Genomic DNA, 23612 nt, shown 5'->3' with positions numbered 1-23612 from the left:
ATGGATGTCGTTGTTGTCGAAGACCATCGCGCACCGGTTGTGCAACACATGGTCTGGTATCGCGCCGGATCTGCGGACGAGCCGATAGGGTCTTCTGGTGTGGCTCATTTCTTGGAACACCTGCTGTTCAAGGGCACCGATACTCTGGCACCGGGTGAGTTTTCGGCCACAGTTGCAGCCAATGGTGGCAACGACAACGCGTTCACTTCTTACGACTATACTGCTTATTTTCAGCGCGTTGCGGCCGATCGACTGGAACTGATGATGCAAATGGAATCCGACCGGATGCGGAATCTGCGTCTGAGCGAAGAGGATATTCTGACCGAGCGTGACGTGATCCTTGAAGAGCGCAACCAAAGGACCGAGAACAATCCGCGCGCCCTGTTCGGCGAACAGATGAACGCCGCGCAATATCTCAATCATCGCTACGGCGTGCCGATCATCGGCTGGAAACATGAGATGGAAGAGTTGGACATGGAGGATGCGCTGTCGTTCTACCAAACCCATTATGCGCCCAACAACGCCATCCTGGTGGTCACAGGCGATGTCGAACCTGATGAGGTCCGTACCCTTGCCGAACAATATTACGGTGTGATCCCGGCCAACCCGGACTTGCCCGAGCGGATGCGGTCGCAGGAACCGCCGCAAACCGCCGAACGGCGGCTGACCTACAAAGATCCGCGCGTGGCGCAGCCATATGTGCAGCGCAGTTATCTGGCACCGGAACGCGATCCGGGTGAACAGGAAAAGGCGGCGGCCCTGTTCCTGCTTGCCGAGCTGCTGGGTGGCAGCACCACGTCTTATCTGAACGAAAAACTCCAGTTCGATCAGCAAAAAGCCGTCTATGCAGGCGCATTCTATCGCGGTGTCTCGCTGGATGATACGACCTTCGATCTGCTGGTTGTTCCGGCGCAGGGCGTGTCGCTGCAAGAGGCCGAAGAGGCCATGGATCAGGCCGTGGCTGATTTCATCGCTGAAGGTGTGAAAGAAGACGATCTGAACCGTATCAAGATGCAACTGCGTGCGTCACAGATTTATGCACGCGACAATGTTGATGGGATCGGCAACCGGTATGGCCGCGCCCTGACCAGCGGGTTGACGGTTGAGGATGTGCAGGCTTGGCCCGACATTCTTCAGGCCGTGACCAGAGACGAGATCATCGCCGCTGCCCGCGAAGTCCTGCAACCTGAAACATCTGTCACAGGCTGGCTGATGCGCGATGATGAGGTGACGCAATGAAACGGATTCTTGCAACTCTGATTGCCTGTATGATTGCTCTGCCGGCGCTCGCCGAGATCGAGATCAAGGAGGTGACCTCACCCGGCGGGATCAAAGCCTGGCTGGTCGAAGACCACGCGATCCCCTTCACTGCGCTGGAACTGCGGTTTCGTGGTGGGACGTCGCTGGACGATCCGGACAAGCGTGGTGCTGTGAATTTGATGAGCGGCCTGATCGAAGAAGGCGCGGGTGATTTGGACGCCCAAACCTATGCCCGCGAACTTGAAGCCCTGGCCGCATCATTCAGGTATAATGCGGGCGACGACACCGTATCGATTTCAGCGCAATTTCTGACCGAAAACCGGGACCAGGTGATTGATCTATTGCGCACCACGATCCATGAACCCCGTTTCGATCAGGACGCGATCGAACGCGTACGTGCGCAAATCCTTTCGGGATTGCGCTCGGACCAGACCGACCCGAATGAGATTGCTGGCCTGAACTTTGCTCAGATGGCCTATGGCGATCATCCTTATGGGTCCGAAGGGAAAGGCACGATCGAAAGCGTTTCGGCCCTAACGCGCGATGACGTGGTGGCTGCGTATGACAGCGTCTTTGCCAAGGACCGCCTGTATGTCGGGGCGGTGGGTGATATCACGGCGGAAGAACTAGGCGCGTTACTGGATAAACTGCTCGCCGATTTGCCGGAAACCGGTAAGCCCATCCCGGACAAAGCCGATGTGACCATTCCGGGTGGCGTCAGCGTCGTCGAGTTCGACACACCGCAATCCGTGGCCCTGTTTGGTCATGCCGGGATTGACCGGGATGACCCGGATTTCTTCGCTGCGTTTGTCCTGAATCACATTCTTGGCGGGGGCGGGTTTGAAAGCCGTCTGATGCAGGAAGTGCGTGAAAAACGTGGTCTGACATATGGGATCGGAACCTATCTGGTGCCCAAGGATTTGGCATCTGTCTATCTGGGGTCGGTGTCGTCGGCCAATGACCGCATTGCCGAGGCGGTCGAGGTGATCCGTGACGAATGGGCCAAAGCCGCGACCGAAGGCGTTACTCAGAAAGAGCTGGACGATGCCAAGACCTATCTGACTGGTGCATATCCGCTGCGGTTTGATGGCAACGGACAGATTGCCGGGATCATGGTCGGGATGCAGATGGAAGATCTGCCAATCGACTATATCGCAACCCGCAACGACAAGGTGAACGCCGTGACGCTGGAAGACGTGAACCGCGTTGCCTCCGAATTGCTTGACCCGGACGGGCTGCATTTTACCATCGTCGGAAAACCTGTCGGTCTTGAGACCACAAACTGAAAAAAGGGGTGAGCGCGTCTCACCGCTTTTTCATACTGCGCAACATCTCACCCATCATCTGCCCAAACTTGCCCGAGCCGCGCTGATACAGCGCGCCATCCACGGCCAGAACCGTGCCGCTGATATAGCTGGCCAGATCCGAGCTGAGGAACAGGCAGGCATTGGCCACGTCCTGAGGTTGACCCCAGCGGCCCAACGGTACATCGCGGCGTAGTGCTTCGCCGGCATCCGGGGTGGGGGCCAGACGTTTTGCGCCTTCGGTGCCTTCGATGAACCCCGGCACGACCGAGTTCACACGGATCCCTTCAACACCCCATTCCATCGATAGCGTCCGGGTGATCTGATCGACCCCGGCTTTTGCGGCGCAGACATGGGCTTGGCCCTCATACGGCAGGTAAGACTGCGGGGCCGAGATGTTGATGATGCTGGCACCGGGGCGTTTCAGGTAAGGGTAGGCCCCTTTCATCACGTGGATCGTACCCATCAGGTCAATGTCGATCACTGTTTTGAACGCATTGACCGACATTTCAGCCGCCAACGCCGGGAAGTTCCCCGCAGCGCCTGAAACCAACACGTCGAAATCGCCGAAGGCATTGTGAAACTGTTTAAAGCCCGCGGCCACAGCGTCCGGGTCCCGCACGTCAAAAGATGCACCCATAGCGTCTGCCGCACCTGCGGCTTTCAGCGCAGCAACTGTGTCGTCCACTTTTTCCTGCGACCGGCTCGCCACCGCGAGTTTCGCACCCGAGGCCGCAAAGGCCTCGGCAATACCCCGGTTGATACCGCTGGTGCCGCCAATGACGATGACGGTTTTTCCTGCAAAGTTCATATGGGTCTCCCGTGATGCGCGGGGCCCTACTCGCCGTAGGGCACCCAAATGTTTTTCACCTCGGTCGCAGCCTGAAGGAAGCGGCGGGAATGGTCCATGCTCCAGTCAAATGCCGTCGCGTTATTGACCCAGGTCCGTTTCAGGTTCCCGGCCGAGACCGCCTCGATCTCTTTTGACAGATCAGTGGACGAGAAGGACCAGACCGCATCGACGTTCAGATGCGAGGCGAGCGGTTTCGCCAGCTCCGCATGGCTGCCGGTCAGGATGTTGACCACGCCTGCAGGAACGTCCGAGGTCTCCAGGATTTGGTAGAAATCCGTCGCCGCCAGCGGGTAGGGTTCGGATGCCGCCAGAACCACCCGGTTGCCCATCGCAATCGCAGGCGCCATGGCCGAGACCAGACCCAGCAGAGGCGCTTCATCGGCACAAAGCGCGCCGATGACGCCAACGGGTTCTTTCATTGCAATGGCAACGCCCCGGATCGGAACGCCATGTACCTGACCGTCATACTTGTCGGCCCAGGCCGCCGCGGTGAACAGGCGCTGGATCGAGGTTTCGACCTCTTTCGCGCCGTCCTTCCTGCCGGTCATGGCGTCGATGCGCGCTGCGAATTCACTCGCACGGGCCGAGAGGTTTTCACCGATGTAATACAGAATCTGTGCCCGCAGATGGCCGGTGGTCTTGGACCAGCCTTTCGCACCTGCCGCAGCCTCAACCGCGTTGCGTACGTCTTTGCGGTTGGCCAGACCCACATGGCCCAACAGGCCGGATTTGCCCCAGACGGGTTTGGAGTACCCGCCATCGGGCCGCGCCTGCTTGCCGCCGACATACATCTTGGCGGTGCGGTCAATCGGATCGACCGGAGCCCCTTCGCCCATTGTCGCTTCGACCTTTGCCAGAGGTTTGGCCTTGCCTTTGGACTTTGTGTAAGCCGTCAAACCTTCCCAACCGCCTTCGCGGCCAAAGCCGCTTTCGCGCACGCCGCCGAAGCCTGCGGCGGCGTCGAACAGGTTGGTGGCATTCACCCAAACCACCCCTGCAACCAGCTTGGGCGCGATATCCAGCGCAAGGTTCACATTCTCGGTCCAGACCGTGGCGGCCAGCCCGTAACGGGTGTTGTTGGCCAGTTCCACTGCCTCTTCCGGTGTGCGGAAGGTCGAGGACACCAGAACCGGGCCGAAGATCTCTTCCTGCATCAGCGGGTCGGACGTTTCGAGGCCCGAGATCAGGGTCGGTGGGTAATAACAGCCGTTCGCTGGCAGTTCGCATGCGGCCTGATGCACGTGACCAACCGTGTTGCTTTCAACCATGCCCTTGATGGTCTGCAGCTGCACGGGGTCCACAACCGCGCCCACGTCGATGCATTTGTCCAGCGGATCACCGACGCGCAAACCATCCATCCGCGTGCGCAGTTTTTCGTGGAATCGATCCGCAATACCTTCCTGCACCAGCAGGCGGGAACCGGCGCAGCACACCTGACCCTGATTGAACCAGATCGCGTCAACCAGACCTTCAATGGCACTGTCGATATCGGCGTCGTCGAACACGATGTAGGCCGACTTTCCACCCAGCTCCAATGTCAGTTCCTTGCCCGATCCAGCCGTCGCCTCGCGGATACGCCGACCCACAACAGTCGAGCCGGTAAAGGCGATCTTGTCCACGTCGGCGTTCACGATCATCTCGCCCACCGCTCCGTCTCCTGTCACGATGTTGACCACGCCCTTGGGCAACCCGGCCTGCGAGCAGATATCGGCGAACAGAAGTGCGGTCAGCGAGGTGTACTCGGCCGGTTTCAGAACTACCGTATTCCCCATCGCCAGCGCAGGCGCGATCTTCCATGCCAGCATCAACAGCGGGAAATTCCACGGAATGATCTGCCCGCACACACCCAAAGCCTGCGCATCGGGCAGCTCGCTTTCCATCAACTGCGCCATGCCCGCGTGATAGTAGAAATGCCGCTGCGCCAGAGGGATGTCGATGTCGCGGGATTCACGGATCGGCTTGCCGTTGTCCATGCTTTCCAGCACCGCAAACAGGCGCGCGTGTTTCTGCAAAAGCCGCGCAATGGCATAGAGATACCGTGCACGGCCCGCACCACTCAGCTTCTCCCATTTCGGCTGCGCCTTGCGGGCAGCGGCAACGGCGGCGTCCACATCGGCCTGTTTGGCCTGCGTCAGCTTGGCCAGCACCTCTCCGGTGGCCGGGTTGCGGCTTTCGAACCCTTTGCCGGGTTTGGTGAATGCCCCATCGATATAGTGCCCGAACTTGTCGCCCTGATCGACCAGCCACGCCAGCGCCTCGGCAGCGCTTTCGGGGGCGGGGCCGTAATCCATGGTCTCGAAAATCTCTTTGACTGTCATAGCCATATCCATCCATCGCGGGATTTTTCAATTTTAGATTCTTCAACAAGAGCTTGAGCCGCCCAACGCATCTCGTACTGCCAAGTGAGGAAGAGAGCCTCGTCATTCCGCAAATCAACCTCATGACGCCGCCAGATTTCTCTTGCGACTTCCACAATTGTCATTCGCCTTGAAGAAGACTTCAAAATCTCTTCGACCCAAGGTTTGAGAAGGTGCTTTATTTCTTTTGAAGTCATTGTTTCAGCCCATGGAGTGACGGTAACCCGCAGAATACGCCCCAGTCACAAAGTGTTCCAACTGCCGTTCGATATCGCCCAGTAGTGATGACGCACCAAAGCGGAAAAGGTCGGGTTCCAGCCACCGGTCGCCCAGCTCATCCTTGATCAGTGACAGGTACACCAGCGCGTCTTTGGCTTTCGATATGCCACCCGCAGGCTTGTACCCAACGCGATACCCGGTGCGATCATAGAAGTCGCGGATTGCACGGATCATGACCAGCGAAACGGGTAGGGTTGCGTTGACACTTTCCTTACCGGTTGAGGTCTTGATGAAATCCGCCCCTGCCATCATGCAGACCAGCGAGGCGCGGGCGACGTTGCGCAGGCTGCCCAGTTCTCCGGTCGCAAGGATGGCTTTGACATGGGCATCGCCGCACGCCACACGGAAGGCTTTCATCTCATCGTAAAGCGCCTGCCAGTCACCCGACAGCACATGCCGGCGCGAGATCACGATGTCGATCTCTTCGGCCCCGGCTTTCACGCTTTCCTCAATCTCGGCCACGCGCAGATGGAACGGCGACAGGCCGGCCGGGAAGCCAGTGGATACCGCAGCGACCGGAATGCCAGTGCCTTTCAGGGCTTCCACGGCGGTCTCGATCATGTCGTGATAGACACAGACAGCACCCGTTGTGATCTGCGGCATATCCATCGCCTGCAACAGCGACGACGAAACAGGCTGGCGGGCCTTGGCGCAGAGCCGGCGCACGCGGCCCACTGTGTCATCGCCTGACAGCGTGGTCAGGTCGATCATGGTAACAGCCTTCAGCAGCCATGCCGCCTGATAGTCCTTCTTGACCGACCGCCGCCCGGGCAGGGTTGCTGCCCGGCGCTCAATTGCCGAGGTATTAGCTTGAACGGCGCGGACCCAGTCCAGATCCATTTCCATTCCTGGGTTCCGGGGTTCGGTTACTTGCGGCAGATGCGCGGTGCGCACGGGGCTTTCTGAGCTCTGCGTATCCATAGTCACGTCCTTTGGGAGGTTTGCGACAAATTCGCACGGCAGACCGGGGAATGGAAGGTGCTGCATGTAATTGAATGGTAATTTTTTGACCATTTGGACAAAAAGAGTGGCCTTTCTTGCGAATAATTCGCATTAGCGTTGACTTAGTTGCGAATGGTTCTCATATTCAGTCTCAACAGGACGCAAAACTGAGGTCGAAGATGATTCGTCGGAGTTTTCTCGCAGCGTTGGCGCTGGCCTTTTCGATGCCAGTCGCCGCTTGGGCTGAAGCGCCACTCAAAGTGGTCGCGACAACAGGCATGATCGCGGATGCAGCGCGCCAGGTTGGCGGTGATCAGGTTGAGGTCACAGGTCTGATGGGGCCGGGCGTCGACCCTCATGCCTATCGCCAGACCCGCAGCGACATCGTCGCCATGACCCGCGCTGACCTGATCCTTTGGCACGGTCTGTATCTGGAAGCGCAGATGGAAGACTTCTTCCACGATCTGGAACGCAAGCGCGCTGTGGTCGCGGTGGCCGAAGGGGTCGATAAATCCAAATTGCGCGCCCATGACGATTACGCAGACAAATACGACCCACATGTGTGGATGTCGCCCGTGCTTTGGCGCGAAGTTGTTCTGCAGGTACAGGATGCACTAACCCAAGTCAGACCCGAGGCGGCTGATTTGTTTGCGGCCAACGCACAAGCACATCTGGCAGAGATTGACCGATTGGCGGCTTATGCCGATGACGTTCTGTCGTCTGTGCCGGAAAACAGCAGGGTTCTGGTCACGGCACATGATGCATTTGGCTATTTTGGTCAAAGCTACGGGTTCGAGGTTTTGGGCATTCAAGGCATTTCGACCCAGTCTGAGGCAGGGTTGAACCGGATCAGCGAATTGGTAGACCTGCTGGTTGATCGCCAGATCACGGCGGTTTTTGTCGAAAGCTCGGTCTCGGATCGCTCAATTCGGGCGTTGATCGAAGGGGCTGCGGCCAAAGGCCACGAAGTGACTGTCGGTGGTGAGCTTTTTTCGGATGCGATGGGCGAAGCGGGGACCTATGAGGGTACCTATGTCGGGATGTTGGACCACAACATCACAGTCATTGGCGGTGCGCTGAACGGCGACGCCCCGGGACGAGGCATGGACGGCAAACTGTCTGCGGGGTTTTGAATAATGCTGGGTCTGGTCAGCAATGACGGTGTGACGCTTGAGGATCGCGGGCTGGGCGACAGCCCGCTTGCGGTACGTGGCCTGACAGTTTCATACGGACAAAAGCCTGCTGTGTTTTCGGTTGATATGACCGTCCAGCCCGGTGCCATGACTGCTATCATTGGCCCAAACGGTGCGGGCAAGTCCACGCTTCTCAAGGCGGCGCTGGGAATCGTCACCCCCTTGTCCGGGCAGGTGACGGTTTTTGGACAGCCGCTAGAGGCGCAGCGCGCGCGTATTGCTTATGTCCCGCAGCGGGCCAGCGTGGATTGGGATTTTCCAACGCGCGTGATTGACGTTGTGCTGATGGGCCTGTCGCGTGAGCTTGGGCTTTTGGGTCGCGTACGTGCCCGACACAAGGCATGTGCAATGGACTGTCTGAACCGTGTCGGAATGCGGGACTTCGCGGATCGCCAGATCGGGCAATTGTCCGGCGGCCAGCAGCAGCGCGTGTTTCTGGCCCGTGCTTTGGCGCAAGGCGCGGATCTGTACCTGCTGGATGAACCTTTCGCCGGTGTGGATGCCGCCACCGAGAAGGCCATCATCGCGGTGCTGAAATCTCTGAAAGAAGCCGGCAAGACGGTTGTCGTGGTGCATCACGATCTGGCGACCGTGACCGATTATTTCGACCACGTTTTCCTGATCAATACCCGAAAGGTGGCCGAAGGGCCGGTTTCCGAGGCGTTCACTGCAGAAACGTTGCAAGCGGCCTATGGCGGGCGTTTGGCAACTGCGCAGATCGATCAGATATCGCGCGCGCTGGGATAACACATGATTTGGGACGCTCTGACCCTGCAGCTTGGCTATAATGCCACGCTGGTCGCAGTTGGTGCGACGTTGCTGGGTGTGTCGGCCGGAGTGACAGGGACTTTCCTGTTCCTGCGCAAACGCGCCTTGGTCAGCGACGCCATCAGCCACGCCACATTGCCGGGCGTCTGTCTGGCCTTTATGATCCTGGTCGCGCTGGGCGGAGATGGGCGCAATCTGCTGGGCTTGCTGGCAGGATCTGCAATTTCGGCATGGATTGGGCTTCTTTGCATGAACTGGCTGACTCGCCGCACCCGACTTGCCGAAGACGCGGCAATCGGCGCGATTCTTTCTGTCTTTTTTGGCTTTGGGATCGTTCTGCTGACGATCATTCAAACCATGGGTGTTGGGCGTCAGGCGGGGTTGGAAGGCTTCCTGTTAGGTTCGACCGCCGGAATGCTATGGGCGGATGCCATGATCATCGCCATCGGTGGCGCGGCGACGCTGCTTTTGGTTCTGATCCTGCGTCGCCCCATGACCCTTGTCGCATTTGACCCGGAATATGCTGCCGCCCGTGGCGTGCCGATCCATCGTGTTGACCTTGCGATGATGGGGCTGGTCATGGCGGTCACAGTGGTCGGTCTGAAAATTGTCGGCCTGATCCTGATTGTGGCGCTTCTGATCATTCCGGCCGTCACAGCGCGGTTCTGGTCAGAGCGTTCGGAACATGTTGTCCTTCTTGCCGGGCTTGCCGGAGGTTTAGCCGGGTACATCGGTGCTGCCATTTCCGCTTCTGCCCCCAACCTGCCCACTGGCCCGATCATCGTTCTGGTCAGCTTTGCGTTCTTCGTCCTGTCCCTGTTCTGCGCCCCAAAGCGCGGGGTGCTGGCGGCGGTCTTGCGGCATCTGCGCTTCCAGCGCCGGGTGCATATCCGTCAGGGTCTGTTGGCATTGGCGCAGGGGCAGAAAATTTATGAACCGCTTACGCTGCGCTTGCTGCGCCGTGCGGGTCTGGTCCGGCCGGACGGGGTTGCCACAGACACTGGCAAGGCGCGCGCGGCAAAAGCGCTGCGCGATGAAAAACGCTGGGAATTCGTGCGAGCGGATCAGGCGCATGAGGCAACAGCTGCGCTTTATGACGGGCTGCGGGATATCGAAACCGTACTGACCCGTGATCAGATCGCTGAAATCGACCGTCAAATCGGCGGGCCGCAAGGAGTGCCAGCATGAGTGGCGAAGAGTTTGTCCCACTGTCGCTGACACCGCTGCTGATTGGCACCTTCGCGGCCATAGCCTGTGCCTTGCCCGGCAACTTTCTGGTGCTGCGCAAACAGGCGCTGATTGGCGACGCGATCAGCCATGTGGTTCTTCCGGGTATCGTGGTGGCGTTCCTGTTGACCGGCGTGATATCGACCTGGCCGATGATGTTAGGCGCTGCAGGGGCTGCAATTGTGGCTGTGGTTCTGATCGAAGCCATTCGCCGGCTGGGTCAGATCGAACCCGGTGCCGCCATGGGTGTCGTCTTTACCACAATGTTTGCGGCGGGTGTTTTGCTGCTTGAGCAAACAGATACCTCGACCGTGCATCTGGATGTGGAACATGCGCTTTACGGCAATCTCGAAAGCCTGATCTGGCTGGATGCAACCGGTTGGGGATCATTGCTGGATGTCGAAGCACTTGCCGGGTTGCCGCCCGAACTGCCAAGAATCGCTCTGACTCTGGTGGGGGTGTCGGTGTTCACCTGGCTGTTCTGGCGACCGTTGAAGATTTCCACCTTCGATGAAGGCTTTGCGCGCACGATCGGCATTCGTACGGGTGCCCTGAGCATGGCATTGGTGATAACTGCGGCCATTGCAGCCGTGGCTGCATTTGATGCGGTTGGCTCGATCATCGTGATCGCCATGTTCATCTGCCCTCCGGCCGCGGCGCGTATGCTGACCAACCGGCTCGAGGCGCAGATTGCCTGGAGCATTCTGTTCGCCACAGCATCAGCGGTGTTGGGCTATGTTCTGGCGGGATACGGCCCCCTGTGGCTGGGTGGATCGGATGCAGTCAGCGCGGCGGGCATGATTGCTACAGTGTCCGGTTTGATACTTGCTGCAGCCGCAATGTTCGGACCTTGCCGTACGCGTATCGGGGCACACACATCTGCGTGATCGGGCATGTTCCCGCCGCACGAGCCCGCATGTCATCGGCCATTCTCTGCCCAGATGGCCGAATGATGAATCTTAAGCAGCTTTTAATGCGGGCACATGTTAAACGCCGCCCATTCATTAGCTGAATCACACCACTCACTTGGTACGTCCGGGTGGACCTGAGCGCTAGGACGTTCACGGCCATCCGGACACCCCCTCTCATCAAAAGACCTTTGCAAAGCTGTGGCAGAATCGTGCGCGATTGTGCTAGGTCTAGGGGTATGGCGCAGGCAAACCCCAATATCAGCGAAAATCGCCCGGTGATCCGGCAACTGGATGACGACGCAATCAACAGGATTGCTGCTGGTGAGGTGGTGGAACGTCCGGCCTCTGCCGTGAAGGAACTTGTCGAGAACGCAATCGATGCAGGGGCCACGCGGATCGCCATCGACATTGCGGATGGGGGCAAGACCCTGATCCGCGTCACGGATGATGGCTGCGGTATTTCGGCGGATGATCTGCCGCTGGCTTTGTCCCGCCATGCCACGTCAAAGATTGACGGATCGGACCTGCTGAACATCCATACCTTTGGGTTTCGGGGAGAGGCGCTGCCTTCTTTGGGTGCCGTCGGGCGGCTGACGATTTCCAGCCGCGTACCGGGTGCCGAGGCGGCGCAGATCCACGTTGCGGGCGGCAAGATGGGCGCGGTCAAACCCGCCGCGCTGCGCGCGGGCACAGTCGTCGAGCTGCGCGATCTGTTCTTTGCCACACCTGCACGGCTGAAGTTCATGCGCACGGACCGGGCCGAGGCGCAGGCCATAACCGACGCGGTGAAACGGCTAGCCATGGCTGAGCCTTCCGTGACCTTCACTTTGCGCGATGTGTCCGGTGGCGGAGAGGGGCGCGTTACCTTCCGTGCGGATCGCGAGAACGGAGATCTGTTTGACGCGCTCCACGCCCGTCTGGCCCGTGTGATCGGGCGCGAGTTTGCCGAGAATGCTCTGCAAATCGACGCCACGCGCGAGGGCATCCGGCTTTATGGCTATGCTGCCTTGCCGACCTATTCGCGAGGTGCTGCGGTGGCGCAGTATTTGTTCGTCAATGGCCGCCCGGTGCGTGACAAGATGCTGACCGGCGCCTTAAGAGCCGCCTATTTCGACTTCCTCAGTCGGGATCGGCATCCGGCAGCGGCTTTGTTCATCGACTGTGACCCGACGCTGGTGGATGTGAACGTTCATCCCGCCAAATCCGAGGTGCGGTTCCGCGACCCCGGCGTCGCGCGCGGCTTGATTGTGTCCAGCCTGCGCCATGCACTGGCCGAGGCCGGGCATCGGGCGTCCTCGACCGTGGCCAATGCGACCTTGGGCGCGATGCGGCCCGAACCTGCGCAATCCACCCCGGCGCGGGTGTACCAGATGGATCGACCTTCGTCCGCAGCGCGGCAGGCGGCGTATCGGGCGCAATCTCCGGGCTTTGCTGAATTGGCCCAGGACTACAGCGGCAGCATTGTCGATCCTACCCCGGTTGCGCCGGTTGCCGAGGCAGAAGAACCTCAATCGCAGGATCTGCCCTTGGGGGCCGCGCGGGGGCAGGTGCACGAGAATTACATTATCGCGCAAACCGCCGATGGCATGGTGATCGTGGATCAGCACGCTGCACATGAACGGTTGGTTTATGAAAAGCTGAAAACGCAGATGGCGGAAAATGGCGTTGCGGCGCAGGCGCTTCTGATCCCGGAAATCGTGGAGCTGTCTGAAGGGGATTGTGCGCGTCTGACGGCCGTTGCGGATGATCTGACGCGCTTTGGCCTGACCATCGAACCCTTTGGTGGTGGTGCCATCGCTGTGCGTGAAACCCCTGCCATCTTGGGCGAGGTCGATGCCAGCGCGATGATCCTGGATATCCTTGATGAGTTGGCTGATCAGGGTGAAACCCAGATGGTGCAGGCAAAGATCGAGGCGATCCTCAGCCGGGTGGCCTGCCACGGGTCTGTCCGATCCGGTCGCCGGATGCGCGCCGAAGAGATGAACGCCTTGCTGCGCGAGATGGAGGCGACGCCGCATTCCGGTCAGTGCAACCACGGGCGCCCGACCTATGTGGAGTTGAAGCTCAGCGATATCGAAAGGTTGTTCGGACGCAGTTGATCCGTCGTTCGGAACGTATTAAGAAGAACGAAACAAAACAAGAACATAAAGACTGATATGATCCAGATTGCAGGCACCCAAATCCCTATGAATGACCCGGTTCTTCTGACCGTTGGCGGGGTTGTCCTGCTGATCCTGCTGCTTTTGTTCCTGTCGCTGCGGGCGGCCAATCGCTCGGCCCGGATGGCGGAACCTCTGGCGCGGCAGATGGCGCATCTGGGGCAGCATGTGCAGCAACTGGGGCAGGGGCAGGAACAATTGCGAGGCGGTCTTCAGCATGTCTCGGACACGCAGGCCAATGCGCAGGTGCAGGTGATCCAAACGGTTGAGGCGCGCCTGTCCTCGGTCCAGCAGCAGATGAACGACCGGCTGGCGGACAACGCGATGAAATCCGCACGCGCGCTGGCCGAGATGCAGGAGCGGATGAAAGAATCCCTGCATGGGTCATCAAAACAGACCGCGACATCCCTAACCCAATTGCAGGAGCGTCTGGCCGCGATCGACAAAGCACAGGACAATATCACCAAGCTGTCCGGCGATGTTCTCAGCCTGCAGGATATCCTGTCGAACAAGCAAACGCGCGGGGCGTTTGGTGAAATTCAGCTGACGGATATTGTCTCAAAGGCGCTGCCAAGGGACAGTTTCCAGTTGCAGGCCACCCTGTCGAACGGGCGTCGGGCGGACTGCCTGATCCATCTGCCGAACCCGCCCGGCCCCATCGTGATTGACAGCAAATTCCCGCTGGAGGCGTACGAAGCGCTGATCGGCGCGACCAATGACGCCGAGCTGAAAGCGGCGTTGCAGATGTTCCGCAGCACGGTGCGTAAGCACATCACAGACATTGCCGAGAAATACATACTGGACGGTGAGACCGCTGATGGTGCGCTGATGTTCCTGCCGTCCGAGGCCGTTTACGCCGAGCTTCACGCAAAGTTCCCTGAGCTGGTTCAGGAAAGTTTCAGCAAGCGTGTCTGGATCGTTTCACCGACCACCTGCATGGCGACGCTGAACACGATGCGCGCGATCCTGAAAGATGCCCGGATGCGCGAACAAGCGGGCGCGATCCGCAAGGAACTGGGGTTGCTGCACAAAGATGTCGAGCGTCTGGGGGATCGTGTGACCAATCTGGATCGTCATTTTGGCCAGGCGGCCAAAGACATCTCGGAAATCAAGATCAGCGCGGAAAAAGCTGGCCGACGGGCGCAGCGTCTGGACAATTTCGATTTCGAGGAAATTGCACCTGGTGCCGCGTCAGACGTTGTGCCTTTGGCGCGTCACGAAGGTTGAGCCTTACTGGATCGACAGGTCCAGATTGTACCCGACGGTTTTACCGGTATCTCGGTCATTGCCCATAAGATAAACGCGGATCGTATAATCTCCGTCCTCGGGCAGGTTGATCCGGGCGGTGTTGCCGTCAATCGACCCATTGTAAATCGCGACCCCATCGCTGCCCGGTGGCAGAATGTTGAAATACACCACTCCATTTCCATTGGTGTCACTGACCTGAAGGTCGGCAAACATCTCCTGACCGGCTTTGGCGCCAAGAACATAGTCGAAATATTCGTCGCCAGTGACGGCCCCGCTGACCATGGTGCCATAATTGCCGGACTGAAACTGCACATCTGCCGTCATTTGGGCTGGTGCGGCCGTCGCGACGCCAATCAAAAGGGCTGACAAAAGAAGTTTTCCTGTCATGTCTGTGTCCTTTCAAGCTTCGCTGTGGCCGAAAATCACCAGCAGGTCAGATGCGCAGGAACGGCTGGAAAAGGCGCGGCATGAGCTGGTTGAACTTCAACGGTGCATCCGTGACCGCAAGACAAATGCAGTCTTCCGAAATATCCGCCACGGGCGTGTGTTCCAAATCCTCGTCAGCGATCTCAACATCGCCGCGGGCAAAGTGATCCACCTCATCCGAAAATGCACCTTGCAGAACCATCGTCAGTTCCATGCCCTGATGACCGTGATCCGGGACCGCAGCACCAGCCGGAATGAACAACAATCGTGCGGTGGCCTCTTTGGTGGTGGGCAGTATGGCCTGCTTTACGCCCATACCAATGGGCTTCCACCGGATGTCGTCGACGGTTCCGCCCACATAGTCTTGCAAAGGGCTCGGCAGAACAGTGCAGCCGGGAAGCGCGGGTTTGGGGGTCGGGGCGCCTTGTGCGATCAATGCCATGGTCGCCGCGAGTGAGGCGTCAGACATTGCGACAGAACCCGCCTGGTCGTCCAGAACCTGCCCACCTACGGCTTCAAAGCTTTCGGCCCGTGCGCGGCAATGGTCACACAGGGAAAGATGGGTTGCGACCATCAGATCGAACGCCTCGGGCAGAGTCCCTGCGGCATACGCCATCAGCAGGTCATCTGTCAGGTGATGTTTAATCGACTTGCTCATCTTACTCATCTCAGTTCATCGCGTGGCGCAAGCGGTCCAGCGCCAGCCTAATACGTGATTTGATCGTTCCCAGGGGCAACCCGGTCTGAGACGCAATCTCGCGGTGACTCAGGTCGCCGAAATACGCCTTCTCGATCAATTCTCTCTGCGCCTCGGGCAACGCCAACATGGCGGTGCGCAGCTGCGCGGTTTCCTGTTGCAGCGCGATTACGTCGTCCTGGTCAGGCTCAGCCTCGGGTCCCCATCCCAACTCCTCTGGCTCGGGGCGGCGTTGCTTGCGCAGCACGTCGATGCGCTTGTTCCGAGCAATCGTGAACACCCACGTGGCCACGGTGGCCCGTGTTGGATCGAACAGATGGGCCTTGTGCCACAAGGTCGCCATCACCTCTTGTGCGCATTCTTCGGCCATGGTGGCATCAGACCCTGATTTCATCAGGAACGCCTTGATGCGTGGCGCGAAGTGCTGGAACAGTTCGGCAAAAGCCGCCTGGTCCTGCGCATCCCGGATGCGTTTGACGTGTTCCACCCACTCAGTCCTGGTGTCGCAACTGTCTTTCGTTCCGTTCACCTGTCTACCCTTGATGCGTTTCTTGGCGCGCCAAGGCTGAGGGGCGGCTGTGTCAGCCGCAGGTTCGTCCAAGGTCGCAGTATTGATCTCGGTAAACATAACCACATTACGGACCGCGTCCCAAGCCGGATCACTTTATTGGGACATTATGATCCAACTCGCGCTATTTTCCGTAGTGTCACTATGTACATTTCGCGGAAAACGATGCTGTTTTAGGCAGTTATGGGCAGGTCTGAAAAAACTCGATGGCAAAAGAAATAGATCATATCGCGGGCCACACCTTTCACGGACGCAAGGGCGGGATTGAAAACGCGTTTCGGTATTCGGTCGATTACATCCTGTTTGACCCCGAGGCCAAGCTGACCACGCCTTTCTTGTTTTCCTGTGACCGCGCAAACCTCGCCAACTGGCGTACGCGCGATCATGGCGGCGCGCCCGGTCAAGGCGAAGGTGCGGCGTGGGTACGTGCCCGCTTTGACGAGATGGCCGTCCCGCAACCGGCGCAGGTCATGTTGCTGACACAGCCACGGGTTCTGGGGCATGTCTTCAACCCGGTCAGCTTCTGGTTCTGCTTTGACGACAACGAACGGTTATATGCGGTAGTGGCCGAGGTGACGAACACCTTTGGGACGCGTCACAGCTATCTGTGCCACAAGCCTGATTTTGCTGTCATCGAACCATCCGACCGGGTGGTGGCGGACAAGCTGATGCATGTCTCTCCGTTCCAGAAGATAGAAGGCAGCTATACGTTCCGGTTTGATTTCCGCCCGGATCGTGTTGGCGTTTGGATTGATTATACACGCCCAGAAGGCGGGCTGATCGCCACGTTGACCGGACCGCGGCAGCCGCTGACAAATCGGGTGATCCTGTGGTCGTTGCTGCGGCGTCCGTTTGGGGCCCGGCGGACCTTTACGCTGATTGTTTGGCAGGCGTTCAAACTGTGGCTGAAAAAGGCGACCTTCCGGCCGTTTCGATCCCAGCCTGTCCCGGACCAACCAATGTCGCGTGTGCGGGACTGATCCCCAGTTTGCGTAAGATCAAAGACTCAGGCTCCTGTCGATGATTGTGATGGTTTGACAACCGCGAACAACAGGAGCTGAGGACATGTTGGAAATTTCGGCAAGGAAAGTTGCCCAGGTGGCCATGATGGGCCGCGAACTGAACCGGGCCGAGGGCGAGTTGCGGGCGTTCATCGACCGCATGGGCGAAGACGAACAGGCCGAGCTAGTCGCGATCATGTGGATCGGCCGGGAAAGCTTTTTCGCCGAAGACCTGGCCGAAGCCATCGCCACCGCCAAGTCCGAAGCTTCGACCCCCTGTGCCGATTACCTGATCGGCACCCCACATATGTCGGATCACCTTGAGAACGGATTGGATGCTTTGGGCATTTCGGCAGAGGATGTTGAGAACGACCTGATGTAGTTCGTTCTCCGGACCAAAGACGAGGATGGCGGTTTGGCCGCCATCTGGGTTTTATCTTTGATTGAGATACACTTTGCTGGCGTAAATTGCAGACGCGCCTCAGCAGGTCGCATCCGCCGCGTGCTTTCTCTGACCCAGACTTAAACAAACCTTAATGATGCGCTTTGATAACGTTAAGGCGGCGTCCCCAAGTCTGATTTCACCAAGACAATGCAAATCAAGTTTAGGAGGACAAAGACATGGTACATACCCAAGCAGTAAACACCCAGAAAAGCCTTCTTGACGGTCTGTTTTCGAAATACGCCGACAAAAAGGTCGAGCACTTCCGTCGCCGAATTCTTGCAAAAACTGTGCGGGATCTTGAGAAGCTGGATGATCGACAACTTGCCGATATCGGTGTCCAGCGGGACCAGATCAATCGATGCGCGTATGAGAGTGTTTATCACAACAAACCCTACCGCCAGTGATGGTGCGTTTGCCGTGAATTAACACATCCCCAAGTCTATGTTTGTGAGGTTATCCGTATGTTTGACGTTATCCCACCCACCAATCAGCCGGCACCGGCTGCCAGTGCATTGCTGCTGTTCGACCGTGCCATGCGTATCCGATCGATCAGCCCCGACATTGTTCGCGCGGCACAGCATCTCAATGCGTTGACCGATCATCAGTTGTCCGAGCTTGGCATCAATCGAAGCGACATCGAAGACACGATTGAGCGGTACATCTGAAGGCCCGAAAGGGAACGCAAGCCATGCCTAACGAAGAACTATGAAAGCCATTCCAGCAAAACTGGGATGGCTTTCACTTTTCAATCAGGCCAAGTGATCGACGATCTGCAAATGCTGTGCAAGCGTGTCGATCTCTTCCATCCATACCTGCACCAGTTTCGGATCGCTGGGGGCCGCGTGAACACCAGCGGGAATTGCGCGGTTCAGAACGGCCTCGACGGCTAGTGAGACTGGGATCGACACCAGACGCGCCATCGCGGTGCCGCGCGCGTCACCCCAGGCATCCATGACATAGGTCTTGTTCCAGACCTCGATGCCGTCTTTTTCCGCCTTCAGGCCAACGCACAGCACAACGCGGTCTGGTTCGCCCTCATCATAGGCGTTTTCGTCCCAGAACTGGTCCGACATCTCTTTCAGGCGGGCGTCGCCTTCCGGCCCGGAAAGAGTTTCGATCTCGGTGAACACGTCCGACCATGCATCGGCCCAGCCGTTCAGACGCAGAGTGCCGCGGACGAATTCCTTGACCGGCCAGTGATCCTCGAAGTGGTACTGCGCCATGAACGGGATCGAGTCGCGGTTCGGATAAACCTCGAAGCATTCCGGTGTCGGCAGTGGTGCGATATAGCTGCTGATCGCGTCCCACGGGCGCGCAACATCCAGCGGGGCGTAGTCACGGATCGACTTCGAGGGCGACCGCAGCGCTTTCAGCACACCCAGAGGCGACCAGCTGAATTTATAGCGGAACGGGTTGGGGGTTTTCGGGATACCACCGCAGTATGAGATAAAGCTCAGGTGGTTTTCAGGATCGAACGCATCCGAGGCGCGATAGTCGTCGACCAGCGCATGGGCCATCAGGTGATCGATGCCCGGGTCCAGTCCAACCTCGTTGACCAGCGCAACGCCGGCCTCACGCGCCTTGTCGTCCAGCGCACGCATTTCGGGCGCGATGTAAGAAGATGAGACAAAGTTGGCCTGTTTCGAGATTGCCAGCTCTGCCAGCGGAACATGCCAGTCGCCCGGCAGCATCGAGACGATCACGTCGCCTTTGCCAAGCACTTCGCCAAGGGCGTCGATGTCGAAGGCCCGGATATCGTCGGTCAGGTCTCCGACCTCGGCCTTGGCCTTTTCGATGGTTCGGTTCCAGACGGTGACCTTGCGCCCGCCTTCGATCAGGCGGCGCAGGCCGGGGATGGCCGACAGGCCGGTGCCACACCAGTGAATCGTCATCGTTCAGATCCCTTCAATATGCGTTTTGTAGGTTGCTTCTGCCCGACCCCAGACGCCGCTGTCCAGATCGGTCAGAGTCATCAAGGACGGCAGCAGTTGCGCGGCATAGTCTTCCGAGCTTTCGACCGGCAGCATTGACGGCAGATTGTCGATGGCCATCACATCCATCACCGGATCATTCGTCACGCGAAGGGCAGGTGCGTCCCATGTAGTTGCGCGGTCGTAGACCGGCACCGGGTTGTAATCGCTGTCCGGGTCGCAGGCGACGTCGCCAATGGCGGTTAGCTTGCGTGGGGCGGTCAACGCCTCACGCGGAACAAAAACCGGCGTGGCGGGACGCGCGAAAATGCAATTCAGAAACAGATCGTGGTCCAGAATCTCAGGGAACGGCCCGCCGCTGGCGGTCTCGGCCATGTCCCATTTGGTAACGGCAACACCCATGGCTTCGCACAGATCGGCAGCGCCGGTGCCAACGCGGCCCAAGGCGCCGATGACAATGGCGGTTGGTCGTTCGGCCCCTGTGGCGTCCAGTTCTGCCAACAAATCGGCATTCAGCGTGTCCTTACCGGCATAAACCCCAACAGGCGGGCACTGCTCACCCCGCTGCTGTGCGGCCCAGGTTTTCAGCGTGACTGCCGCACCGGCATACCCGGCCCAATAGCCAAAGGCTGCAACCCGGCGGCCATCTTCATCCACCAGATATTCCAGATCATACAGCGTGCCGCCCCCGGCCTTGAACCGTTCCAGCAGCGCGCGACCGGAATGCTGGCCCTTGTAGGCATGTCCGAACATGATGTGGCGGTGGGGCAGGGGCGTGCCATCTTCGGGCAACTCCTTGAGGCCGAATATGATCGCGTCCGCCGGGGCGTCGGGCCACGTGTTTTCAGGTGCGATCTCGCAGCCCGCGTCCTTGTAGCCGTCGATTGGAATGGCACGGACATGGCTTTCCTCGACCGTCACGCGGATGCCAGCAGCGATCAGCGCCGCGGCGCCTTCGGGGGTCAACCCAACCCGTTCCTCGTTCGGGCGCTGTTCTGCCCGGACCCAGAGATGTGTCATCGTAGTTCCTTTTGTCAGAGCATTCCGGCGGCAAGGACCGCCTGAACCGAAGGCCGCGCCTCCATCGCCTCGCGGAAGGCGAGAATTTTGGGAAAGGCCGAGACATCGACGCCATCGCCTTCCAACCAGCTGCAAACCACATATAGATAGGCATCCGCCAGCGAGAATGTGTCGCCCAGAACAAACGGCCCACGCAATCCGTTTGAACAGATGTATTCGCAGGATGCGGTCATGGTTTGTGGGACCTTGTCCTTCATGTCTTTCCAGCTGGGCTTCTTGTCCGCCCACCGCGCTCCGCGCAGCTTGTGCGCGTGGTTCACGTGCATGGTTGAGGCAAGATAATACATCACCTCTCGCATCCGCGCGGCCATGACCGGATCAGCAGGGACCAAGCCTGCAGCAGGAGCTTGGGCAGCGACGTATTCCAGCAGTGCGCCGGTCTCGGTCAGGATGCCACCGTCAACCACCAGTGCCGGAACCCGACCTTTGGGGTTGATCTGCCGGTAAGCCGGTTTGGTCTGCTCTCCACTTGCGAAATCCAACTGGATCGCCTCATACTCCAACCCGGCCTCTTCCAGAGCAATCGCAACCGCGACCGAGATCGTGCGAGGGGCAAAATAAAGCTGCATGGGGTATCTCCGATCTGACTACAGGTGGGTCTGCGCGAATTGCCGGTCGGGTGCCTCAAGATGCGGGACAGCATTGAACAGAACCGGACTCAGCTGGGTGCCAATCGGGTGCAGACGATGCATCGACGTGTTCATGATGGCAAGGGCAACCCGCGCCATCGATGGAATATCCAGCCCCATCGCCTGTCGTACCACCATCGAGATCAGCCCGCCCGAGGTGACGACAATAGCAGGTCCACCTTCGGTTCCGATTTCACGCAGCGCATCACGAACACGGGTCTCGAACTCTTCGAAGGTTTCAGGTGTGTTCTGGATGTCGCCATTGGCCCAGGCGGCAAAGGTCTTGGGCAGATGTTCGACAAAACCCTCGCGGTCCGTTGGGATTGCAATGCCGTGTTGTTCTTCGAGCAATTGCGCCAGTGTGAAATATTCGATCTCATTCAATCGTGCATCACGGATCGGGTCAGACAGCCCCATGCTTTGGGCGGTTTCTGCATGGCGAGTCAGCGTGCCGCAATAGACGCGGGTATAATGGCTGCGCGTGTCGCGCAGATGCGCGCCCAGCCAACGGGCTTGCTGATGCCCCAACTCGCTGAGCCTGTCGTAACTTACTTCGTCGCGCGCTGCGGTATTGGCCTGCCCGTGCCGCACCAATGTGATATGTGACATGTTGGTCCCTCTTGCGCAGACGTCTTAGGGCAGGTTCCATCCCGGGACCAGAGGGGTTTCACCTGCCACAGAAAAAATCCTCGCCGCGGTTTTATTTGTGGCTATGGTCTGCCAACGGAAAATTCGGAGGGTGCCATGCCAGTCAATCACGAACGGTTCTTGGCGGATTTGCACAAGCTGCGTGAATTTGGGGCGTCGGGTGTCGGCAAAGGCGTGATCCGGCCGGCCTATTCACAAGCGGATATAGACGCGCGCAAATGGCTTGCTGAGCGTATGGTGGACGCCGGACTGACACCACATTTCGACCCGGTCGGAAATCTGTTCGGGTTGGCCGAAGGTTCCTCGTTGCTGATGGGATCGCATTCCGACAGCCAACCCGAAGGTGGCTGGCTGGACGGCGCGCTGGGCGTCATCGCTGCGCTGGAAATCGCGCGCTCAAGCGACCGGCCTATCTCGGTCGTCAGCTTTCAGGACGAAGAAGGCCGGTTTGGTGTAACCACAGGCTCGGCCGTTTGGTCCGGTGGGCTGCCGTTGGATCAGGCAGATGTCTTGACCGATGGCGCAGGTGTCCGTTTTGGTGCTGCGCGGTCCTCGATGTCCGAATTATCTGGTGATTTTGTGGACCCGTCCCGGTTCAACGGCTTTATCGAGATGCATATCGAACAAGGCCCGTCCCTGGACGCGGCAAAAGAGCAGATTGGCGTCGTCACCGATATTGTCGGCATCCGCGACATGTCGATCACCTTTGAAGGTCAACAGAACCATGCAGGCACAACACCGATGCACCTGCGCCGGGATGCGTTTCAGGCGCTGTCTATGTTCAACACCCGTCTCAATGAACGTTTCCGCAATGTGGTAACGCCGCAGACTGTCTGGACCATCGGGCGTGTTGATGTGCATCCCAATGCCTCGTCCATCGTTCCGGGTCGGGTGCGGTTCTCGATGCAATGGCGCGATGGCGACGCAGATCGGCTGGTAAGGATGGAGGAGATCATTCGCGCAACAGCTCAGGAAGTCGCCGAAGAACAGGGTATGGCATTGGATTATGGCCCGATGCTGGGGCTCGAGCCCGTCGCCATGGACCAGACGCTGCGGCAAGCTCTGGAAAGTGGCGCGCGACAGGTGGCGCCGGGGAAATGGCGCAAGATGCCGTCGGGCGCATTGCACGACGCGACGAATGTGTCCCGCCTGATGCCGGTCGCCATGCTGTTTGTGCCTTCGATCAACGGAATCAGCCATGATTTCGCCGAAGATACCGCAGAATGCGATCTGCTTGCTGGTCTCGATGTTTTGGATGCTGCTGTCGGGTCACTCGGAAGGTAACAGTCCAAGCGCGAATGAAACACGCTTTTTCCAGCCCTACTCGTCAGTTGGCATAGCGTGGTCAGTTAAAAATGAGCGGCATCGGATTTCCAGGCGGAAACGGTCAGATAAGGAGTGTTGCCTAAGGGAAAAAAGTTTCCTATAGGAACATTTATGTGCATACGCCCGTATGCAGACCTGTCCCAATGGTGGTGTTTGAGGCGCAAGCTGACTGGAATCGTTGCAATCTTTCCAGCTTGGGGCAGACTGACGACGCGGCACGCTCAACATTAGATACAGAAAGTACCCGCCATGACCGAGATTAGACGCACGCCTCTCCATTCGTTGCATGTTGAGTTGGGAGGTAAGATGGTTGGTTTTGCGGGTTGGGAGATGCCTGTTCAGTATCCGATGGGGATTATG

The 23612-nt window shown here is 58.7% G+C and carries 24 protein-coding genes and 1 pseudogene; 14 read left to right on the top strand and 11 right to left on the bottom strand.

Annotated elements, in window-relative coordinates; translation table 11 throughout:
* Together AC2FNU_RS16440 and AC2FNU_RS16435 are read left to right on the top strand one after the other, a co-directional pair.
* Positions 1–1239: M16 family metallopeptidase (locus tag AC2FNU_RS16440; RefSeq protein WP_496790376.1), on the top strand; the 1239-nt coding region annotated here is incomplete at its 5' end.
* Positions 1236–2546 carry a M16 family metallopeptidase gene (locus tag AC2FNU_RS16435; protein ID WP_496790375.1) on the top strand — a complete coding sequence of 437 codons (1311 nt, stop codon included), beginning with the start codon at positions 1236–1238 and terminating at the stop codon, positions 2544–2546. The genes AC2FNU_RS16440 and AC2FNU_RS16435, both read left to right, overlap by 4 nt.
* Before the next feature lie 19 nt (positions 2547–2565).
* Here the strand turns inward: AC2FNU_RS16435 and AC2FNU_RS16430 are convergent, their stop codons facing one another.
* Genes AC2FNU_RS16430 through deoC form a run of 4 tightly spaced genes read right to left on the bottom strand, consistent with a single transcriptional unit; the run spans position 2566 to position 6974 of the window.
* Complete coding sequence (locus AC2FNU_RS16430; protein WP_496790374.1) at positions 2566–3375, bottom strand: SDR family oxidoreductase; 810 nt, start codon at positions 3373–3375, stop codon at positions 2566–2568.
* Between the two features lie 26 nt (positions 3376–3401).
* Positions 3402–5735, bottom strand: coding sequence for an aldehyde dehydrogenase family protein (locus AC2FNU_RS16425; RefSeq protein WP_496790377.1), 2334 nt, complete (start codon positions 5733–5735; stop codon positions 3402–3404).
* On the bottom strand, positions 5732–5971 hold the full coding sequence (locus tag AC2FNU_RS16420; protein WP_496790373.1) for a hypothetical protein: 240 nt from the start codon (positions 5969–5971) through the stop codon (positions 5732–5734). The genes AC2FNU_RS16425 and AC2FNU_RS16420 overlap by 4 nt, the downstream gene beginning before the upstream one ends.
* Positions 5972–5975: 4 nt before the next feature.
* Positions 5976–6974, bottom strand: a complete 999-nt coding sequence (gene deoC / locus AC2FNU_RS16415; protein WP_496790372.1) for a deoxyribose-phosphate aldolase — start codon at positions 6972–6974, stop codon at positions 5976–5978.
* 200 nt (positions 6975–7174) lie between these two features.
* Between deoC and AC2FNU_RS16410 the strand changes: the two genes are divergently transcribed.
* The 6 genes from AC2FNU_RS16410 to AC2FNU_RS16385 all read left to right on the top strand — a co-directional run bounded on the left by AC2FNU_RS16410 (position 7175) and on the right by AC2FNU_RS16385 (position 14480).
* Positions 7175–8128: a metal ABC transporter solute-binding protein, Zn/Mn family gene (locus AC2FNU_RS16410; protein WP_496790371.1), complete on the top strand. Its 954-nt coding sequence runs from the start codon at positions 7175–7177 to the stop codon at positions 8126–8128.
* Positions 8129–8131: 3 nt separating this feature from the next.
* Positions 8132–8935 (top strand): metal ABC transporter ATP-binding protein, encoded by an 804-nt coding sequence (locus AC2FNU_RS16405; RefSeq protein ID WP_480800392.1) that lies wholly within the window; start codon positions 8132–8134, stop codon positions 8933–8935.
* A gap of 3 nt (positions 8936–8938) precedes the next feature.
* A complete protein-coding gene (locus AC2FNU_RS16400; protein ID WP_496790370.1) occupies positions 8939–10144 on the top strand; it encodes a metal ABC transporter permease in 1206 nt (401 codons plus the stop codon).
* A complete protein-coding gene (locus tag AC2FNU_RS16395; protein ID WP_496790369.1) occupies positions 10141–11070 on the top strand; it encodes a metal ABC transporter permease in 930 nt (309 codons plus the stop codon). The genes AC2FNU_RS16400 and AC2FNU_RS16395 overlap by 4 nt, the downstream gene beginning before the upstream one ends.
* 260 nt (positions 11071–11330) lie before the next feature.
* A complete protein-coding gene (mutL, locus tag AC2FNU_RS16390) occupies positions 11331–13193 on the top strand; it encodes a DNA mismatch repair endonuclease MutL (RefSeq protein ID WP_496790368.1) in 1863 nt (620 codons plus the stop codon).
* Between the two features lie 57 nt (positions 13194–13250).
* A complete protein-coding gene (locus AC2FNU_RS16385; protein WP_496790367.1) occupies positions 13251–14480 on the top strand; it encodes a DNA recombination protein RmuC in 1230 nt (409 codons plus the stop codon).
* A 3-nt stretch (positions 14481–14483) separates the two neighbouring features.
* Here AC2FNU_RS16385 and AC2FNU_RS16380 read toward each other — a convergent pair whose 3' ends face one another.
* From AC2FNU_RS16380 to AC2FNU_RS16370, 3 genes are read right to left on the bottom strand one after another with little or no spacing between them, the layout of a single operon-like run.
* Positions 14484–14888, bottom strand: a complete 405-nt coding sequence (locus AC2FNU_RS16380; RefSeq protein WP_496790366.1) for a hypothetical protein — start codon at positions 14886–14888, stop codon at positions 14484–14486.
* Positions 14889–14934: 46 nt separating this feature from the next.
* Positions 14935–15585, bottom strand: a complete 651-nt coding sequence (locus AC2FNU_RS16375; protein WP_496790365.1) for a ChrR family anti-sigma-E factor — start codon at positions 15583–15585, stop codon at positions 14935–14937.
* Positions 15586–15595: 10 nt separating this feature from the next.
* Complete coding sequence (locus tag AC2FNU_RS16370; protein WP_496790364.1) at positions 15596–16252, bottom strand: sigma-70 family RNA polymerase sigma factor; 657 nt, start codon at positions 16250–16252, stop codon at positions 15596–15598.
* A 146-nt stretch (positions 16253–16398) separates the two neighbouring features.
* Here AC2FNU_RS16370 and AC2FNU_RS16365 point away from each other — a divergent pair, with 146 nt between their 5' ends.
* The 4 genes from AC2FNU_RS16365 (at position 16399) to AC2FNU_RS16350 (ending at position 18303) form a co-directional block, all read left to right on the top strand.
* Complete coding sequence (locus AC2FNU_RS16365; protein ID WP_496790363.1) at positions 16399–17172, top strand: DUF1365 domain-containing protein; 774 nt, start codon at positions 16399–16401, stop codon at positions 17170–17172.
* Between the two features lie 85 nt (positions 17173–17257).
* Complete coding sequence (locus AC2FNU_RS16360; protein ID WP_496790362.1) at positions 17258–17575, top strand: DUF3775 domain-containing protein; 318 nt, start codon at positions 17258–17260, stop codon at positions 17573–17575.
* Between the two features lie 239 nt (positions 17576–17814).
* On the top strand, positions 17815–18042 hold the full coding sequence (locus AC2FNU_RS16355; protein WP_496790361.1) for a DUF1127 domain-containing protein: 228 nt from the start codon (positions 17815–17817) through the stop codon (positions 18040–18042).
* Positions 18043–18099: 57 nt separating this feature from the next.
* Positions 18100–18303: a DUF1127 domain-containing protein gene (locus AC2FNU_RS16350; RefSeq protein WP_480800383.1), complete on the top strand. Its 204-nt coding sequence runs from the start codon at positions 18100–18102 to the stop codon at positions 18301–18303.
* 84 nt (positions 18304–18387) lie between these two features.
* Here AC2FNU_RS16350 and AC2FNU_RS16345 read toward each other — a convergent pair whose 3' ends face one another.
* The 4 genes from AC2FNU_RS16345 to AC2FNU_RS16330 are packed head-to-tail and all read right to left on the bottom strand — an operon-like array spanning position 18388 to position 21887.
* A complete protein-coding gene (locus AC2FNU_RS16345; RefSeq protein ID WP_496790360.1) occupies positions 18388–19530 on the bottom strand; it encodes a saccharopine dehydrogenase family protein in 1143 nt (380 codons plus the stop codon).
* 3 nt (positions 19531–19533) lie between these two features.
* On the bottom strand, positions 19534–20589 hold the full coding sequence (locus AC2FNU_RS16340) for a saccharopine dehydrogenase (protein ID WP_496790359.1): 1056 nt from the start codon (positions 20587–20589) through the stop codon (positions 19534–19536).
* 14 nt (positions 20590–20603) lie between these two features.
* Positions 20604–21218 carry a glutathione S-transferase family protein gene (locus AC2FNU_RS16335; RefSeq protein WP_496790358.1) on the bottom strand — a complete coding sequence of 205 codons (615 nt, stop codon included), beginning with the start codon at positions 21216–21218 and terminating at the stop codon, positions 20604–20606.
* An 18-nt stretch (positions 21219–21236) separates the two neighbouring features.
* Positions 21237–21887, bottom strand: coding sequence for a histidine phosphatase family protein (locus AC2FNU_RS16330; RefSeq protein ID WP_496790357.1), 651 nt, complete (start codon positions 21885–21887; stop codon positions 21237–21239).
* Between the two features lie 135 nt (positions 21888–22022).
* On the opposite strand from AC2FNU_RS16330, the gene AC2FNU_RS16325 reads away from it, so the two are divergent.
* Together AC2FNU_RS16325 and gcvT are read left to right on the top strand one after the other, a co-directional pair.
* The gene (locus AC2FNU_RS16325; RefSeq protein WP_496790356.1) at positions 22023–23210 is read left to right on the top strand and encodes a Zn-dependent hydrolase; all 1188 of its coding nucleotides are present in this window, start codon (positions 22023–22025) and stop codon (positions 23208–23210) included.
* Between the two features lie 291 nt (positions 23211–23501).
* A pseudogene (gene gcvT, locus AC2FNU_RS16320) lies at positions 23502–23612 on the top strand (glycine cleavage system aminomethyltransferase GcvT); the annotation flags it as partial.

The sequence above is a fragment of the Ruegeria sp. BHSB064 genome (genome assembly GCF_059613205.1).
The sequence above is the reverse complement of the archived record's forward strand: the minus strand, read 5'-3'. Positions and strand labels throughout refer to the sequence as shown.

Coding starts and splice junctions, on each gene's coding strand:
- AC2FNU_RS16435 (WP_496790375.1), top strand. CDS start 1,236: ATGAAACGGATTCTTGCAACTCTGATTGCCTGTATGATTGCTCTGCCG.
- AC2FNU_RS16430 (WP_496790374.1), bottom strand. CDS start 3,375: ATGAACTTTGCAGGAAAAACCGTCATCGTCATTGGCGGCACCAGCGGT.
- AC2FNU_RS16425 (WP_496790377.1), bottom strand. CDS start 5,735: ATGACAGTCAAAGAGATTTTCGAGACCATGGATTACGGCCCCGCCCCC.
- AC2FNU_RS16420 (WP_496790373.1), bottom strand. CDS start 5,971: ATGACTTCAAAAGAAATAAAGCACCTTCTCAAACCTTGGGTCGAAGAG.
- deoC (WP_496790372.1), bottom strand. CDS start 6,974: ATGGATACGCAGAGCTCAGAAAGCCCCGTGCGCACCGCGCATCTGCCG.
- AC2FNU_RS16410 (WP_496790371.1), top strand. CDS start 7,175: ATGATTCGTCGGAGTTTTCTCGCAGCGTTGGCGCTGGCCTTTTCGATG.
- AC2FNU_RS16405 (WP_480800392.1), top strand. CDS start 8,132: ATGCTGGGTCTGGTCAGCAATGACGGTGTGACGCTTGAGGATCGCGGG.
- AC2FNU_RS16400 (WP_496790370.1), top strand. CDS start 8,939: ATGATTTGGGACGCTCTGACCCTGCAGCTTGGCTATAATGCCACGCTG.
- AC2FNU_RS16395 (WP_496790369.1), top strand. CDS start 10,141: ATGAGTGGCGAAGAGTTTGTCCCACTGTCGCTGACACCGCTGCTGATT.
- mutL (WP_496790368.1), top strand. CDS start 11,331: ATGGCGCAGGCAAACCCCAATATCAGCGAAAATCGCCCGGTGATCCGG.
- AC2FNU_RS16385 (WP_496790367.1), top strand. CDS start 13,251: ATGATCCAGATTGCAGGCACCCAAATCCCTATGAATGACCCGGTTCTT.
- AC2FNU_RS16380 (WP_496790366.1), bottom strand. CDS start 14,888: ATGACAGGAAAACTTCTTTTGTCAGCCCTTTTGATTGGCGTCGCGACG.
- AC2FNU_RS16375 (WP_496790365.1), bottom strand. CDS start 15,585: ATGAGCAAGTCGATTAAACATCACCTGACAGATGACCTGCTGATGGCG.
- AC2FNU_RS16370 (WP_496790364.1), bottom strand. CDS start 16,252: ATGTTTACCGAGATCAATACTGCGACCTTGGACGAACCTGCGGCTGAC.
- AC2FNU_RS16365 (WP_496790363.1), top strand. CDS start 16,399: ATGGCAAAAGAAATAGATCATATCGCGGGCCACACCTTTCACGGACGC.
- AC2FNU_RS16360 (WP_496790362.1), top strand. CDS start 17,258: ATGTTGGAAATTTCGGCAAGGAAAGTTGCCCAGGTGGCCATGATGGGC.
- AC2FNU_RS16355 (WP_496790361.1), top strand. CDS start 17,815: ATGGTACATACCCAAGCAGTAAACACCCAGAAAAGCCTTCTTGACGGT.
- AC2FNU_RS16350 (WP_480800383.1), top strand. CDS start 18,100: ATGTTTGACGTTATCCCACCCACCAATCAGCCGGCACCGGCTGCCAGT.
- AC2FNU_RS16345 (WP_496790360.1), bottom strand. CDS start 19,530: ATGACGATTCACTGGTGTGGCACCGGCCTGTCGGCCATCCCCGGCCTG.
- AC2FNU_RS16340 (WP_496790359.1), bottom strand. CDS start 20,589: ATGACACATCTCTGGGTCCGGGCAGAACAGCGCCCGAACGAGGAACGG.
- AC2FNU_RS16335 (WP_496790358.1), bottom strand. CDS start 21,218: ATGCAGCTTTATTTTGCCCCTCGCACGATCTCGGTCGCGGTTGCGATT.
- AC2FNU_RS16330 (WP_496790357.1), bottom strand. CDS start 21,887: ATGTCACATATCACATTGGTGCGGCACGGGCAGGCCAATACCGCAGCG.
- AC2FNU_RS16325 (WP_496790356.1), top strand. CDS start 22,023: ATGCCAGTCAATCACGAACGGTTCTTGGCGGATTTGCACAAGCTGCGT.